Below are 15,515 nucleotides of genomic sequence, written 5' to 3' on the forward strand. Positions count from 1 at the left end.
CGCAACAGTATAGGCTCGCTCGCTGAACTTCCCTTACTCCGGTTTATCCGTCAGCTTCACGGATACTTTCTCAGCTTTGCCATCCCGGTAGAAGGTCACTTCAATCGTATCCCCAATCTTCTTCTGATCGTACAGATACTTCCGCAGATCCAGCGTGGAGGTAATTTTTTGCCCATCAAATTCCGTAATGACATCATTCAGCTTCATGCCCGCATCAGATGCCGGACCGGATGCTTCCAGCACAACCACACCGCTGTCCACGTGAGATGGCAGCTTCAGATCTTTACGCTGCTCGTCATCCAGTGGTGCATAAGGGTTGCTCAGATCAACCGTGTACACGCCCAGGTATGGACGAGATACTTTGCCGTTCAGTAGCAGGGAATCTACCGTTTTCATCACTTCGTTCATCGGAATCGCGAAGCCGAGACCTTCAACACCCGTATCCGAGATCTTCATCGTGTTGATGCCAACCACTTTGCCGTTCAAGTCGACCAAAGCACCGCCGCTATTACCTTCATTAATCGCCGCATCCGTCTGAATTACGTTTTGTTCCCAGTCGTACACCCCGTCCTGATTAATCGATACAGGCAGAATACGATCCGTGTAACTGACAATACCGGATGTCAGCGTACCGCCCAGACCGAGCGGGTTCCCGATCGCCAGCACCGTTTGACCGCGCTGAAGTTTGCTGGAATCACCGATCTCCGCCACTGCACCCAGCCCTTTGTCTTCTGCGGATAGTACAGCAATGTCGCTCACACGGTCCTTACCGACCAGCTTCGCTTTATGTGTCTCCCCATCTACGGTCACAATCTCCAGATCACTCGCACCCTCCACTACGTGGTGGTTGGTCATGATGTAGGCCTTGCCATCTTCCTTCTTGAAAATGACCCCTGAGCCCAGCGCCGAATCTTCCATCGACAGACTGCTACCCGTTTTATGGTTCACAATGCTTACCACGGAAGGACGAACATGGGCTGCTGCTTGGATAATCCGGTCGTATGGATCAGCTGCCTGCGCTGTCTGTGCACCGCCTCCACCACCATTACCCGTAGCATTAGCCAACGGTAACGAAGCGGGCTGTGTAATGAAGCTAAACAGCATGACGGTCACGATGGAGCTGATCACCGAGCTAATCACAGCTACCTTCACTGTGGAACTGATTCCCGTACGCGATCTGCGCGGATTGCTCCAGCGGTCACGTCCACGTGCTCTGCCTCCAGGGCGGATGATCTGAAGTTTGCCTTTCTGTTCAGGTTCGGCGCGTCTTGATACTTTGGTTGAATAAAAATCGTCTCCAAACAATCCCATCGTGATCCTCTCCCCTTCGTTGTCACGCATCAAGACCCTGACTGCCGCCTAAGTTGTCGCATGTTCAACGATGGAGTTCTCACATACACCACTCCGCCAACAGACGAACCTTCCGATCGCTGTTACTCACAAATTTTTTTGATCCCCTCTTCCAAGGTGAAAATTTGTTCCTAAAGGCGAACACTCTGTTTCTTCAGGTTTCTTCTGTCGTCTTCGTTACGTGAAGACTCCAACGGTTTCCCATGCTTTTTTGCATTTTTATAAAATGGTCTTGCATATCGCCGCATCCCGGCATCAAATCAAGATACAGCGTCTATGTACAACAGAACGGACACGCCATTCTGTCAGTGACTCTATCAATCATGCTCTCGCATTCTATGACATGCCATTTCACACGCAAAACAGCCAAAATCACAATGCTCCTCATATACTAAACACGTCAAATCACAAAAAGTTGCATATTTACGAAAATTAAAGCAAATTTCCGCTATAACGCGCTTAACAATAAAGGTCCATAGTATCTATCACCACAAAATCCGGTCCGCTAAGCGCCATTTTGGCAAATTTGAAGAACTTTTTCACCCCTGCATAGTCACAGGTTCAGCATACACGTCTCATCACACAAATGTTAGCGGCAAAAAGAGGAATGTTTTCCATCAAGCCTGACTACAATAATAGTAAAAGACAATTCGAAGCTTCATAGAGGAGGATATATATGGATCGCACACGTACACTCACAGCCATGGATGAAGTTCATATGGCGGCCAAGCTGGCCGATCTCAAAGAAGAACACTATCGCAACACGCTTGCACTCAGTACCATCATCGAACTGCTTATTGATAAAGGCATTCTGACCCGCGAGGAAGTCGAGCGCAAAGCCGCCGAACTCGACAGCTTTATGGCTCACCCACCCTATCCCATGGCGTAGGACGGTCATAATACGTATCACAGAGTTTGAACTCATGATCCCGATAAAAACATCCACGGCTCTCCATCGCGTCGCGCACCGACATTTTTGCCAAGTCCATCATATTATGATCTCGGCTAAGATGTGCCAGATACGTGCGCTTGATGCGTCCGTTCATCAGTTCACTAAGCGCTGCCCCTGCCGCTTCGTTCGACAAATGCCCAATGTCGCTCAAAATCCGGCGCTTGGTGTTCCATGGATAACGCCCCATACGCAGCAATTCGACATCATGATTCGCCTCCAGCACCAGCACGTCAGAATCGGAGATCGCATCGCGAACCTTGTCGCTCATGTACCCGAGATCCGTTGCAACAGACAGCTTCTCCGTACCATCATCAAATGTGTACCCTACCGGCTCAGCTGCATCATGCGAGATCCCGAAGGATTCCACGCGCAGTGACCCAAAATCATGCTTTTCACCTGTCTCAAATACCCTCCGGTTTTCCTCTGGAATCGCCCCAACCGACTTCTCCAGTGCCGCCCACGTATTCAGATTCGCGTAGATTGGTAAATTATATTTCCGAGACATCGCGCCTAGTCCTTTAATGTGATCGGAATGTTCATGTGTAACCAGAATCCCGTCCAATTCTGCCCCAGAAATCTCCCTTTCCTGAAACAGTGCATCCAATCGCTTTGCACTAAGACCCGCGTCAATCATGAGAGATGTGCCCCCATGTTGTATGACTGTGGCATTACCTGTCGAACCGCTGGATAACACGGTAAAATATATCCCCATAACGCATTACTCCCCTGGTTTGTCTGTCTTGGGACTGAATACATCCCCACTGATGCCCTGCACGTACAACACTTCGCCACTTTCCAGCACGAACCGCCATGCCGGCATCGCTACCTGTATATCTGAATTGAACAACTGGCCGTAATAGCCCAGCTGAATATCTTTGACAATTGCATCATTTGGCAAAAAGTTCTCGATCAGCGTTCCCAGCGCCTTCGACGCCGGAAGCACCTGCTGATCGCTCTCCTCTGCGGTCGTAATCCGCACTGGAGTTTGACGGTAACCCGTTATTTTCTGGTCGCTGTAGAATAGCTCCAGACTCACATTAAAGAGCGGCCATTTGCCATCCACCAGTGGGTGAAGCACAAAAGCCCCATCCTCGGCCATCAGCTGATCCAGCCGGTATGTCCCGATCTGTGGAATCTCACGCTCTAATGCATCTTCCAGCTCACTCTGCGAGAAGATCAACTTGCTATCTACAGGCTGTTCCAGTTCCATATCCACGCCAGCCTTGTCCTCTTCAATGAACTCATAGGACAACTTCGGCAGCTTTGGCGTTTCATTTGGAATCGGAGCCAGCACCTGAATGCCCTTCTCTTCCATCGCCTGCTGTGTATTATCTGCCAGTGAGGTGAAGTCCAGATTGGCTCCGGCCGTCTCTCGCGCATCCATCCAGATCTGGTATCCCAGCACCAGATTGAGCAGCAGAAAGGCATAGATCAACACATTTTTCGCCCGTCCCCAATCCAAAACATTCCCCCCCTAACTTAGCTGCTTGCAATACTTTCTCAAGTTGCCTACACCTTCCACCGTAACTGGCCGTTTATAGCCTTTGAACTTAAAGCTATACGATAACGGAGAGGGCAGAAATAACCTGAAGAAGCGGAGCGTTCGCCTTTACCACCAGATTTCTCCCGTGTTAAAAGGGAATTCAAGAAATCTGGGGGTAACAGCGATCGGAAGGTTATTCTGCACGCGTAGTGATAAAGTACAGCTACTCTTTGGTTCAAAGACTATAACCTATCAAGATACGGTAGTTTCCTCACCATTTCCGAATCGAATCACCCAGACCGGGATCAGCTTCAGTCCATCCTCGATCGAAGAAGGACGATAAGCCGGATATACATCCACGACCTGACGATTCTCACCTGCGACCTTTTTAATAAGAGCCTTCAGCTTGTCTCCGCCAGGCAACTTGACCGATTTCTTCGTCTCTGCACCTTCGTTCAGGTATTCCAGCGATCGTTCATAGCTGGATACCGTCTCCTGCTGCATCTCCATGCTGATTGTGCCAAAGCGGAACTGCATGGAATCCATAATCGGGTAGCTGCCGTAATACTGCTGGAATTCAAGCCGTGTCTTGCTGTCGGCGGTCCCCAGCATCATGCGTGACCGGCCTTTCCAGCCGCCATGCTGATTCACAAAATCAACCGCAGACAGTGCATCCTTCGCGGGATCAATCTGTCCCGCAGGTGGTGCCGCCGGGTCGGTGTAACTGATCCAGCGTTGTTCCTGTTTCACCTGCAGACTACGTTTACTGTCCGTGTAGATCTCCGATCCATCTTTTTCCCGGATGTTCCGGGTCATGCTTGGATCGAAGAACAGACTGCGTTGCATCTGCTCAACCGTGAACTGACCTGTCGGCACATCGGCTTCAATCGTCTCCAAAGCTTCCGCCGGGATATAATACCCGCCATCCATCAGTGTATATGGCGTCCAGTTCGTACCAAAGTCAACATGCTGCTGCACGTCTTGTACTGTCAGGTCCGCCTGCGTTGCTTCGTACACCACGTCTCCCTTGGCGCTGAAGAACAGCGCATGGGCCTTCGTTTCATTTTTGGACGTATAGATCGAAATGCGGTTAATCGTCTCCCCTTGGAATAAGGAATCCGTCCCAAGCCTCATCACCCGCTGCAACAATGCGACGGGAATACCTTCTTTGAACGATAACTCAAACCCGGGGTTCTCCTTGCGAATCTGATCCCAGTTCACCGATTGTACACTCCGGCGCTGAAAATCATCGAACGCCCGCCCCTGTAACCTTGAATAGATCAACTGATAGAACGTATTGCCAGGGTAAAACACCGTATGTTTATCCTCGCCCAAATGAATAATCATCTGATCGGGGAAGATCAATTCTTCAATATTGCGTTCCTGACCCATATTTTCCGTCTTCACATAGTTCGTCTCTGACGTCACAATGGAATCCCCGCCTCCGGGCAAACGGTAGATCAGAAAATAACTCTGAACGAGACTGGCTACAACAAGGGCAGCAAGCACCAAGGATTTAATCCGTTCCTTCACGGTGCTCCCCCCCTTTCTCACGCATCGGCAACGTGAACGTTACTGTCGTGCCCACGTCTACCTCAGACTCCAGAGAGATGCTGCCATCATGTGCCTTCACAATTTCCCGGGCAATGGACAGTCCTAGCCCTGTGCCTCCCATACTGCGGGAACGAGCTTTGTCCACCCGATAAAACCGCTCAAAAATACGATCCAGATCACGCTGTGGGATACCCATTCCGGTATCCGATACCGAGATGGCAAGTGCATGTTCATCACTGCGTCTAGCAGCAATCGTAATGGTTCCACCTTCCAATGTATATTTCAGCGCATTGGACACGACATTATCCAGCACCTGATCAATCTGATCGCGATCCAGCGGGACAGCCGGAATATCATTCTCCACAGATAATACAGGCTGAATATCCTTCTGATGCATCTGGAACGAGAATCGATCCGTCACTTCCTCCAGCATTTCCAGGATGTCTGTTGGCTGTTTCCGTAGCAAAGCCTCTTTGGAATCAAGCCGCGATAAATGCAGCAGATCCGTAACCAGTCGTATCATTCGCTCCGTCTCGTTCTGAATAACACCCACGAAACGACCGGCAAGCTGCGGGTCTTCCAGTGCACCGTCATCCAGTGCTTCCGCGTAACTCTTGATCGTGGTCAGTGGTGTACGCAGTTCATGGGATACATTGGCTACGAATTCACGCCGGGATGCTTCAAGTTCTTCCTGCTCGGTAACATCCTGAAGTACGGCAATGGTACCCGTGATTCCCCGTTCACGCCGATGAACAGGTGTGAACGTCATCCGAATGACCACAGGTTCTTCTTGTCCTGCCGGTGCAATCTGCAGCAACGTTGAACCTGTGAAACCACTCGCGAGGGCTTCCGCATCCTCCGGATCAATGCCGAGTAATATGGCGAAGTGTCTTCCTTCAATATCCGCAGGATGCATACCCAGAATGCTGCTGGCACGACGGTTTACGAGAATGACTTTACCATACTCATCCGTAGCTACCACACCATCACTCATATTCGTCAGAATGGAAGTCAACTTCTCCTTCTCCTCTTCATTCAGTGAAAGTGCATCCCGAAGCCTGCTGGTCATATAGTTAAAAGCCCGACTGAGCTGACCAATCTCATCCGTGCCAAATACAGGTGTCTGCTGATCGAAGTTACCTTCTGCGACCGCTGTCGCTCTCCGAGTCACTTCCTTAATCGGCTGCGTTATCGTATGGGACAAGATCACGCCAAGTACCGCCGTTAACACCAAGGCAATCAGAATGCCGGAGATAAAGATTTTGTTGATTCCCTCCATCGTGGAATACAGCTCGTTCATGGATGCCGCGATGTAGACCGCGCCAATGATCTTGCCGCCGGACAGCACCGGCTTGGCGACGACTTTTTTGCGAACATTATCCTCGTCCACGATATATTCCTCATTGTCCCGAATGCCTTGCAGCGCACGGCTGACAACGGTTTGGGTATTTTTGCGCCCGACATAGTCCGAATGTGAACTTAGCGAGGTCGTCAGTACTTTGCCGCTGGCATCCAGCACCTGAATCTCGGCACCGTTAATGTTGAACAGGTTGTTCACCAGCACACGCAGATTTTCCGTTTTGTCCTCGCCGGCCTCTGCTTCTCCACCCGCCATCGTCTCCCCCACGAGAACCGACAGCATTTCCGCACGCGCCTGCAAGTCTTCCGTAAAGTTGCTCGTTAGTGAGTTCTTCATCGCGCTCACAAAATAAACCCCGATCAATTGCATCGCAATCAGAATCAGCAGTACATAGATAATGATCAATTTCGCCTGAATCGTTCGGAAGAACGAGAATCGCGCGAATCGTCCCATTATATCCCCACGCTTTTGGCACTGCGCACGAGATAACCGAGCCCGCGGCGTGTCAGAATCGTTTCCGGTTTGCTCGGATTCTCCTCAATCTTCTCACGCAGACGACGAATCGTTACATCCACGGTACGTACATCACCAAAATATTCATATCCCCACACCGCTTGCAGCAGATGTTCCCGTGTCATAACCTTGCCGGAATGCTTCGCCATATAATAGAGAAGTTCGTACTCACGGTGGGTCAGATCGAGCGGTTCCCCGCCTTTGTAAGCCGTATACATGTCCATATCAAAAGCCAGATCAAACAGCCGCATGACCTGCTTCTCTTCGTCTTCGTGCGCTTCTGCCGTAATCGCAAGTTTTTGCCGTCTGCGCATCTGTGCCTTCACCCGTGCAAGCAGCTCACGCGTACTAAATGGCTTCGTCACGTAATCATCCGCACCCAATTCGAGCCCGAGCACCTTGTCGATCTCGCCATCTTTGGCGGTAAGCATAATGATTGGCATCTCCAGATGAGCGCGCACCTCACGACAGACATCCATACCATCCTTGCCCGGGAGCATCAGATCCAGCAGCATCAGATCCGGTTTCTCGGATAACGCCAGTTCAACCGCACGAATGCCATCAAATGCACAGATGACCTCGTACCCCTCTTTTTCCAAATTAAACTTCAAAATGTCTGCGATGGGCTGTTCATCGTCCACCACCAAAATCTTCCCCTGCATCGGCTAAGTTCACCCCTATATCCTGCTTAATCCGCGTTAGCGTTTATATCTCTCTTCTATGTTTAGCTTGTACCAAGCCTGCTTGATTGGTTTCTCTAATATAAGTTGAACTAAAGAATATTTACTCTCATACTACGATGACAGAACAACCTTCCAATCGCTGTTATCCCCAGATTTTTTCGATTCCCTTTTCTCAAGGGAAAATCCGGGGATAAAGGCGAACGCTTCGCTTTTTCAGGTTTTTTCTGTCCTCTCCGTTATCGTAAAAATAATTAGTTCAACTTATATAGCTTGTTGTTTATATTCTCTAGTTTAACATACCTGAAGCACCGTCACATCCCGATCCGAGGGTTGGAAGGTCTTTCATCTGAAAATTTTTTACAGCAGCAAAAAACAAGGCCAGCATTATAGCCAACCTTGCTCTATTTAAGCTCTATATTAGTTCAGATACGTTAACGGATTTTCTACCGTTCCATTCTTAATAATCTCAAAATGCAGATGTGTTCCAGTCGAACGACCTGTGTTGCCCATAACGCCGATACTCTCGCCTTTTTCAACCACTTGTCCAACCTTAACGCCAATGCTGTTCAAATGCCCATACAGTGTTTCGTATCCGTTACGGTGGTTAATAATGATGACATTACCATAACCGCTTTTCTGTCCTGCAAACGTAATTACACCCTCATCAGACGCTTTCACATCGCGGTTACCTACCAGATCGACACCTTTGTGCTGGCGACCCCAGCGTTGTCCAAAGCTGCTGCTCATCGTTGCATTTGATACCGGCCAAGCAAATTCACCTGTGCCCTCACCAACAACTTTTGTTCCGCTAAGGACTACTTCAGTTACAGCTGCTTTAATCACTTCCTGACCAAGCCACTCTTCCTGAACCACTTCACCATTTTCTTTCGTTATACGGTACTGCATGCTTTTTAAGCCACTTTGTCCTGGGCGCACGACTTTAGTGGTACCAGCTTTCAACTCGGCACTTTTGCGCACTTCCACTTGCGGTTTGATCTCAATCTGCTCAACAACCTGCTCAACCGATTTAACGGTTACCGCCGGTTTCGGAACGGTCAAGGTCAGTTCGTCTCCGATTTGAAGCGACGTTTCCTTGATGCCCGGATTATGCTGGCGAATCTCGCTTTGTGTAATTTCATACTTGGCAGCGATCGAAGAGATCGTATCTCCTTCACGAACCACATAAGTTACAGGCGCGTCTTTACCAACGGTTAAAGCTTTAACCGCCTCGGACACATCCCATATTTTGTTTGGATCAGCCTTCACCACATCTGTCGCTACATCTTCCTTGATGCCTACCGACTTCAGGGTTGTGCTAGGTCCCTCATCTTTCTTCGAGGAGTTAGCCGATACCGACTTCGTCTTAAGCGAACTTCGCACAGCCGATGCCGATATGTATTTGCTCTGCACTTGTTCCAGGATTGCATCCGCTGTTGCCTGATCCTTCACAATACCAATGACTTCACCGTCTACCTTGAGCTCCACACCTTTGGCGTAGGCTGTCAGCATGTCACCCAGTTTGTCCAGCGTTTCGTCACTGTTCACTTCAGGCTTGTACGCTCTTACCGTTTCGGTTGTGATGCCATCCGTGTTCAGCACCATCTCTGCATCCGGATATTTATGTTGATATTCCTCAGTTTTGTCTGTAAATAGTTGTTGTAATTGTGCCTCATCTGCAATGGTACCAATCTCGCTACCTTTAACCATGACTTTATAGTACGGTACGGTGTTTGCAGTAACATATTGTTTGCCTGCGAACCCGAGCGATGCTGCGATGAATACACCACATACTGCTGTAATGATCCATTTGCGCGAGGCCAGAACGCGCTTCTTATTCACACTGAAGGTGGACATGCTCATGTTGTTTTTGTCTTCGGCCGTCCGGTGTTCCCCGGATTGTTCGTGTACCCGGTCTTTGCCCGGTTGGCGTATGCCTCTGAAACCTTTCATGATTCTCTCCTTTTCAGCACTTCTCAGTTCGCATTTCTGTCAAGACATCACCCATCGTGTCTGTCCCATGCTCGTTGATACTTGTATTGGGTGTCCGCAAAATCAGGACTTTAGCTGCGCTCGTAAAAGTGTCAAAATTTTAACCTTTTATCACACCCGTATACTTTAACACAGGTTTTACACTCATTTCAACTCTATACGTCACACCGCAAAGCCACGCCACGCTTGGTTTCCCTGAATTATCCATAAGATAGTACGGCTGGTCCATCACCCATTATGCCTCAACATCCGCTGTACTATGTACTTTTGTTCGCAAATTAAGACTAGGTTCTAAGACCCAGTGAAATATGCTTTATTTTTCATAAAAATACAAATAAAATCCCTCACCAGATCAACTCTGATAAGGGATTACGTAAACAACCTGATTGTGGTTTATCTTAAACTGGATTTCATCCCATGCCACAATAGAAATTAACTTTTATGTCTCTATTCTTTGACTGCAAGAATTACAAATCGCTTCTGCTGTACTTCCCAGAATCCATTGTGCTCCATCTCTATATGAATATCCATTAACGGCTCACGGAACTGTTCTACCTTGAAATCAGGTACTTGCCACGGGATGGTCTTTAGATAATAGACCAGTGCCCCTATATCATAGAAACGCTGCGCGGGAGTTGCTTCCCGTTGCTCCAGAATACGGAATCCACACTGTTCCAGCTGAAGAACAGCACGATCCAGCTCCCATCCAGCGTAATCCACGGGCATAGGAATGCCGAGCCGATCATTGATCTCCCTGCAATCTGACCAACCTACCTGTTGAGTTAGAAACAGTCCCCCTACCGATAGAATCCGCCTAACTTCCTGTTCATCATACGACTCATGGCGATTAAGAATCAGATCGAATTCCCCGTCTGCAAAAGGAAGTTGCGAATCATCCGTCACCGGAAGCACCTTCACACCTAACGGCTGTAAACGTTCCTCTGCAATCGGTATATTCGGAAGATAACCTTCCGTCGCACATGTGTATGGAGGAAGTGGAAGGAGTCTGGACAGCATTTCTCCTCCACCAGTCCCCATGTCGAGCATTCGTTCTGTCTGATTCATCAATCGGCGCGCCATCGTTCCATAGGACCAAGGCAACATTCCGCTCTGAAGTCGCTCACTCCCTGTTACATAGCTAAAATCCCAGCCACTAAACGGTTGATCCGCCTCTTGCAACCCTTGCTCGTATCGCTCATTCGTCGCCTCGGTGTACTTTTTTACGGACAGTTCTGAATTAGAATGATATAAGTTCATGTTCATGTTCAATAAAACCTCCAATTAGTGTATTCATATACACAAGTCCATCGGATCTCTTGAATGCACCCATGAACGGAGGTCCACGAATTGGACTGGAGGTTTCTGCAATGTTGCCTGAACGTTTTTATATGTTGTGTTCTTTCCCTTTATATTTCATACACTGTTCCCTCCTACAGGCATTTCCATTATTTATTTAAATAAATTATATTCAATCATCCTCGACAAGTCCATTACATTATGAATCAGGCGATACTCATCTAGGAGCACGCCCGCTTTCTCTGCCTATCTTATTCTGTTTGCAGTACTTCCATCAGGTTGTCGTACTCTTCACTAGTCAGGTACTTCGAGATCACCTGTTCAATCTCACGTAGTTCCTGTTCCGTTAGGCCACCTTCCATGGCGCCTGAGATCTGCTGCATTTCTTTCTGTGGCAGCTTGTTCATGAGCAGACTGAAGATTTTTTCTTTCTCCTCTGCTGGCAGCTTGTCCTTCGCTCCTGTAATGTCATCCGGTGATACAACAATGGCGTCATTACCTGAAGAAGCACCGCCGCTGGCCGCTCCGGTTCCATTGCCTGAAGCTGAACCACTACTCTGATCTGTTCCTGAGTCATTACCCGTGGCCGTATCCGTCCCATTGCCTGCACTTGTGCCTGAGTTTGACCCTACAGTCGTATCTGTACCTGAACCTTCCCCTGTGCCCTCGTTTGAGCCACTCCCTTGGGACGCATTGTTGCCTGCATCTACGCCAGATTGACCGCTCTCTGTCCCATTCCCCATAACTGAAACAGCATCTTCCGGAACCTGCTCTTCGTCCGCTCCTGTCGGCTGATCTGTCGTCTCATTTCCTGATCTGTTCCCCTCGCTGGTTTTACCACCCAAGGCACCTTGGAACATGGCGGTTAACCCCATAGGTTGACCTTCCCACTGAATATTGAAACTCGCAAGTAGCGACTTCGCATATGACTGTACAATTAATCCGGTCGTGAGCAGTGTCAGTGAACTGACCAGCACCACGGTTAGCAAGATTTTAACAAACCACACAAGCAACTTCATTCCGTTCTCTCCCTCCGATTATCCCACCCGTCTAACATGCGCATGTCGGGGTCTGTGACTCTACTGTTAACCAGTATTGACGGAAATCTCGGGATTATATCCGAAAAAAACACAAAAAACCTCCAGTCATCGCTATACAAGCAACAACTGGAGGCTTAACATGCCTAAGTCTGCAGACAATTTTACTTTATAATTCAAGAAACAATCTCTCTATTTCTTCGATTACTCGTAGATTGGAAGAACTTGATTTGTTTGCTCACGGTTACGACCAACGGAGAAGATGGCAATTGGAATGCCTGTCAGTTCGGAAACACGTTTTACATAATTCTGTGTGTTCACTGGCAGGTCTTCGAGTTTCTTCGCTCCAGTGATATCTTCGCTCCAGCCTGGCATCTCTTCGTATACTGCTTCACATTCTGCCAGCATTTTGAGGCTTGCCGGATAGTGTGTGATGACCTCGCCGCGGAATTTGTATCCTGTGCAGATTTTTACGGTTTCCAGACCTGTCATTACGTCCAGAGAGTTCAGGGACAGACCTGTAATTCCGCTGACACGACGCGCGTGGCGAACAACAACACTATCGAACCAACCTACACGACGTGGACGTCCAGTTACCGTACCGTACTCATGTCCAGTCTCACGGATTTGGTCGCCGATTGCATCATGCAATTCCGTAGGGAATGGGCCATCTCCTACACGGGTTGTGTAAGCTTTCGCTACCCCAATGACTTGCTGAATACGAGCCGGGCCTACGCCAGAACCGATACATACGCCACCTGCGGACGGATTGGATGATGTAACAAATGGATAAGTTCCTTGATCAAGGTCCAACATAACGCCTTGTGCACCTTCAAACAATACTTTTTTGTCCTCATCAATATATTCGTTCAGAACAACAGATGTATCACGTACATATGGACGCAGAATTTCAGCATATCCGAGGTAATCTTGCAGAATCTCTTCCACATCAACAGGCTGGCCGCCGTAGACTTGCTCGATGACACGATTCTTTTCTTTGACCAGATGACGCAGTTTCAGTTCGAAATCTTCAGCATCCAACAGGTCAACCATCCGAATACCAATACGAGCTGATTTGTCCATGTAACATGGGCCAATCCCTTTGCCAGTCGTACCGATTTTGTTCGGACCTTTGCTCTCTTCTTCCAGTGCATCCAATACCATGTGATATGGCAGGATGATATGTGCACGCTCACTGATGGACAGGTTCTTCGTTGTGAAATCATTGTCATGAATATAGTTAATTTCTTCGATGAGTGCCTTCGGGTTGATAACCATTCCGTTACCAATAACACACGCTTTATCCGTGTAGAAAATCCCTGATGGAATCATCGTCAGTTTATATTTTTTGTTATCAATCAGAATTGTATGACCCGCATTGTTACCACCTTGATAACGAGCCACCACATCAGCGCTCTCCGCCAAATAATCCGTGATTTTGCCTTTTCCTTCGTCTCCCCATTGCGTTCCCACTACAACTACCGTTGACATAGTTAACATTCCTCCGTGGGTGCCTTGCGCACCTTTGTATTGGTCTGTCCGTCCTCTATCCCGGCAGGCATGTTACGCAATAAACCGACTGAGAAGCGTGCTAACGGACAGTAAAAATGTCCTTCCGTTACATTCAAGGGAAGGTTTGCGCTGCTTTAACGCAGCAGTATTAGTGTACCAGTACCCTTTTTCAAAGTCAAATCAAATGGCGAACAATTAGATATAGTACAACTGTAATGTTCGGGATTTACCCACTATTTCAACATAAAAAACCGGAGACTACAGTCCAAGCTTGCTTGACTGCTATCACCGGTTCAAGGATACCCATTTCAATGTGAATCTATATCTGGTATTTATAAGAGATGTTTGAGTTCAGTTACTCTAATGGTTGATCTTCGGGACAGACGATTTTGCTTCTTGATCGAAGCTGTCAGCACCTGCCCGTTACATCGCGAAGGCGTCATTGTGCGCCCTCTCGTAATTGACGAATTTATTAAAGTTTTTCAGGAAGACCAGTTCTACCGTACCTACCGGACCGTTACGCTGTTTGGCGATAATGATCTCAATAATATTTTTCTTCTCGGTCTCCTGGTTGTAGTAGTCATCCCGGTACAGGAACGCTACGATGTCGGCATCTTGCTCGATCGAACCCGATTCCCGCAAGTCACTCATCATCGGACGTTTATCCTGACGTTGCTCTACACCCCGGCTCAGCTGGGACAAGGCAATAACCGGAACTTCCAGTTCCCGGCCAATCTGTTTCAGTGTACGTGAAATCTCGGATACCTCTTGTTGACGGTTCTCCCCTGCTTTACCACGTCCACTAATCAGTTGAAGATAGTCGATCAGGATCATGCCAAGGCCTTTCTCTTTCTTCAGGCGACGGCATTTGGCACGAATATCGGCTACGGTAATCCCTGGCGTATCATCTATAAAGATGTTGGCTTCTGACAAAGCTGCAATACCCATCGTCAGCTTCTGCCAGTCTTCATCACCCTTGAAATCACCCATACGCATCACGCTGGCATCCAGGTTGGCTTCCGCACAGATCATACGTTGCACCAGCTGGGCGGCTGACATCTCCAGACTGAAGATGGCTACCGTCTCCTGGGCCCGAATGGCTACGTTCTGAGCGATATTCAGGGCGAAGGCCGTCTTACCTACGGAAGGACGGGCTGCTACAATGATCAAGTCACTGCGCTGGAATCCGGCAGTCATCTTGTCCAGATCGATAAACCCGGACGGAATACCTGTCGTTGTACCCTTATTCTGATGAAGTGTTTCCACACGATCGAATACTTCCATCAGTACGTCCTGTATGGCTATAAAACCACTACTGGAGCGACGGTTGGAGATCTCCAGAATGCGACGTTCAGCTTCTCCGAGCATCGCTGCAACATCTTCGCCGCCTGTATATCCTTCGCTCACGATCTGTGTTGCCGTACGAATCAGGCGACGCAGCATCGATTTCTCTTCGATAATCTGAGCGTAATAGTCTACGTTCGCGGCTGTAGGTACACCATGGGCTAGCTTAGCCAGATAACTAACGCCGCCGATGTCCTCCAGCTCACCTTTATCCTTCAGAAGCGAAGTCAGTGTCACGAGGTCAATCGGTTGATTTCCCTCGCCAAGCTGGATCATCGCTTCAAAGATTAATTGATGGGGTTTATCATAGAAATCCTCGGTTTGCACCCGTTCCATCGCTGTAATCAGGGCCTCGCCCTGCAACAGGATTGCACCCAGCACGGCCTGTTCGGCTTCCAGGTTCTGCGGGGGAATCCGGTCGAATAACATTTCTCCGCCCATC

Annotated in this window: 12 protein-coding genes; 1 reads left to right on the forward strand and 11 read right to left on the reverse strand. The window is 48.6% G+C overall.

All coding sequences use genetic code 11. The annotated features are described in order from the left end of the window. Positions 1–33 precede the first annotated feature (33 nt). Positions 34–1,311: a trypsin-like peptidase domain-containing protein gene (locus tag V6669_RS30105; protein WP_338589613.1), complete on the reverse strand. Its 1,278-nt coding sequence runs from the start codon at positions 1,309–1,311 to the stop codon at positions 34–36. A gap of 715 nt (positions 1,312–2,026) precedes the next feature. Between V6669_RS30105 and V6669_RS30110 the strand changes: the two genes are divergently transcribed. After that, the gene (locus tag V6669_RS30110; RefSeq protein WP_036611899.1) at positions 2,027–2,239 is read left to right on the forward strand and encodes a hypothetical protein; all 213 of its coding nucleotides are present in this window, start codon (positions 2,027–2,029) and stop codon (positions 2,237–2,239) included. Here the strand turns inward: V6669_RS30110 and V6669_RS30115 are convergent. The 10 genes from V6669_RS30115 to dnaB all read right to left on the reverse strand — a co-directional run bounded on the left by V6669_RS30115 (position 2,208) and on the right by dnaB (position 15,514). Beyond that, complete coding sequence (locus V6669_RS30115; RefSeq protein ID WP_036671861.1) at positions 2,208–3,014, reverse strand: MBL fold metallo-hydrolase; 807 nt, start codon at positions 3,012–3,014, stop codon at positions 2,208–2,210. The two genes, V6669_RS30110 and V6669_RS30115, sit on opposite strands and share 32 nt — an antisense overlap. Positions 3,015–3,020: 6 nt before the next feature. Continuing rightward, positions 3,021–3,764, reverse strand: a complete 744-nt coding sequence (yycI, locus tag V6669_RS30120; protein ID WP_036612041.1) for a two-component system regulatory protein YycI — start codon at positions 3,762–3,764, stop codon at positions 3,021–3,023. 273 nt (positions 3,765–4,037) lie between these two features. Next, the gene (yycH, locus tag V6669_RS30125; protein WP_338589617.1) at positions 4,038–5,318 is read right to left on the reverse strand and encodes a two-component system activity regulator YycH; all 1,281 of its coding nucleotides are present in this window, start codon (positions 5,316–5,318) and stop codon (positions 4,038–4,040) included. Further along, the gene (gene walK / locus V6669_RS30130) at positions 5,302–7,152 is read right to left on the reverse strand and encodes a cell wall metabolism sensor histidine kinase WalK (RefSeq protein WP_036671863.1); all 1,851 of its coding nucleotides are present in this window, start codon (positions 7,150–7,152) and stop codon (positions 5,302–5,304) included. Before walK ends, yycH begins: the two co-directional genes overlap by 17 nt. Beyond that, the gene (gene yycF, locus V6669_RS30135) at positions 7,152–7,874 is read right to left on the reverse strand and encodes a response regulator YycF (protein ID WP_017691453.1); all 723 of its coding nucleotides are present in this window, start codon (positions 7,872–7,874) and stop codon (positions 7,152–7,154) included. The genes walK and yycF overlap by 1 nt, the downstream gene beginning before the upstream one ends. 438 nt (positions 7,875–8,312) lie before the next feature. After that, positions 8,313–9,845 carry a peptidoglycan DD-metalloendopeptidase family protein gene (locus V6669_RS30140; protein WP_338589622.1) on the reverse strand — a complete coding sequence of 511 codons (1,533 nt, stop codon included), beginning with the start codon at positions 9,843–9,845 and terminating at the stop codon, positions 8,313–8,315. Positions 9,846–10,331: 486 nt separating this feature from the next. Further along, complete coding sequence (locus V6669_RS30145) at positions 10,332–11,141, reverse strand: class I SAM-dependent methyltransferase (protein ID WP_338595093.1); 810 nt, start codon at positions 11,139–11,141, stop codon at positions 10,332–10,334. Positions 11,142–11,431: 290 nt separating this feature from the next. Then, the gene (locus tag V6669_RS30150) at positions 11,432–12,199 is read right to left on the reverse strand and encodes a hypothetical protein (RefSeq protein ID WP_338589624.1); all 768 of its coding nucleotides are present in this window, start codon (positions 12,197–12,199) and stop codon (positions 11,432–11,434) included. 222 nt (positions 12,200–12,421) lie between these two features. Next, on the reverse strand, positions 12,422–13,708 hold the full coding sequence (locus V6669_RS30155) for an adenylosuccinate synthase (protein ID WP_036671866.1): 1,287 nt from the start codon (positions 13,706–13,708) through the stop codon (positions 12,422–12,424). A gap of 444 nt (positions 13,709–14,152) precedes the next feature. Next, the gene (dnaB, locus tag V6669_RS30160; RefSeq protein WP_036611922.1) at positions 14,153–15,514 is read right to left on the reverse strand and encodes a replicative DNA helicase; all 1,362 of its coding nucleotides are present in this window, start codon (positions 15,512–15,514) and stop codon (positions 14,153–14,155) included. Position 15,515 lies beyond the last annotated feature (1 nt).

It is taken from the genome of Paenibacillus sp. Y5S-9, assembly GCF_036894235.1.
Classification (GTDB): Bacteria; Bacillota; Bacilli; order Paenibacillales; family Paenibacillaceae; genus Paenibacillus.

Coding starts and splice junctions, on each gene's coding strand:
- V6669_RS30105 (WP_338589613.1), bottom strand. CDS start 1,311: ATGGGATTGTTTGGAGACGATTTTTATTCAACCAAAGTATCAAGACGC.
- V6669_RS30110 (WP_036611899.1), top strand. CDS start 2,027: ATGGATCGCACACGTACACTCACAGCCATGGATGAAGTTCATATGGCG.
- V6669_RS30115 (WP_036671861.1), bottom strand. CDS start 3,014: ATGGGGATATATTTTACCGTGTTATCCAGCGGTTCGACAGGTAATGCC.
- walK (WP_036671863.1), bottom strand. CDS start 7,152: ATGGGACGATTCGCGCGATTCTCGTTCTTCCGAACGATTCAGGCGAAA.
- yycF (WP_017691453.1), bottom strand. CDS start 7,874: ATGCAGGGGAAGATTTTGGTGGTGGACGATGAACAGCCCATCGCAGAC.
- V6669_RS30140 (WP_338589622.1), bottom strand. CDS start 9,845: ATGAAAGGTTTCAGAGGCATACGCCAACCGGGCAAAGACCGGGTACAC.
- V6669_RS30145 (WP_338595093.1), bottom strand. CDS start 11,141: ATGAACTTATATCATTCTAATTCAGAACTGTCCGTAAAAAAGTACACC.
- V6669_RS30150 (WP_338589624.1), bottom strand. CDS start 12,199: ATGAAGTTGCTTGTGTGGTTTGTTAAAATCTTGCTAACCGTGGTGCTG.
- V6669_RS30155 (WP_036671866.1), bottom strand. CDS start 13,708: ATGTCAACGGTAGTTGTAGTGGGAACGCAATGGGGAGACGAAGGAAAA.
- dnaB (WP_036611922.1), bottom strand. CDS start 15,514: ATGGGCGGAGAAATGTTATTCGACCGGATTCCCCCGCAGAACCTGGAA.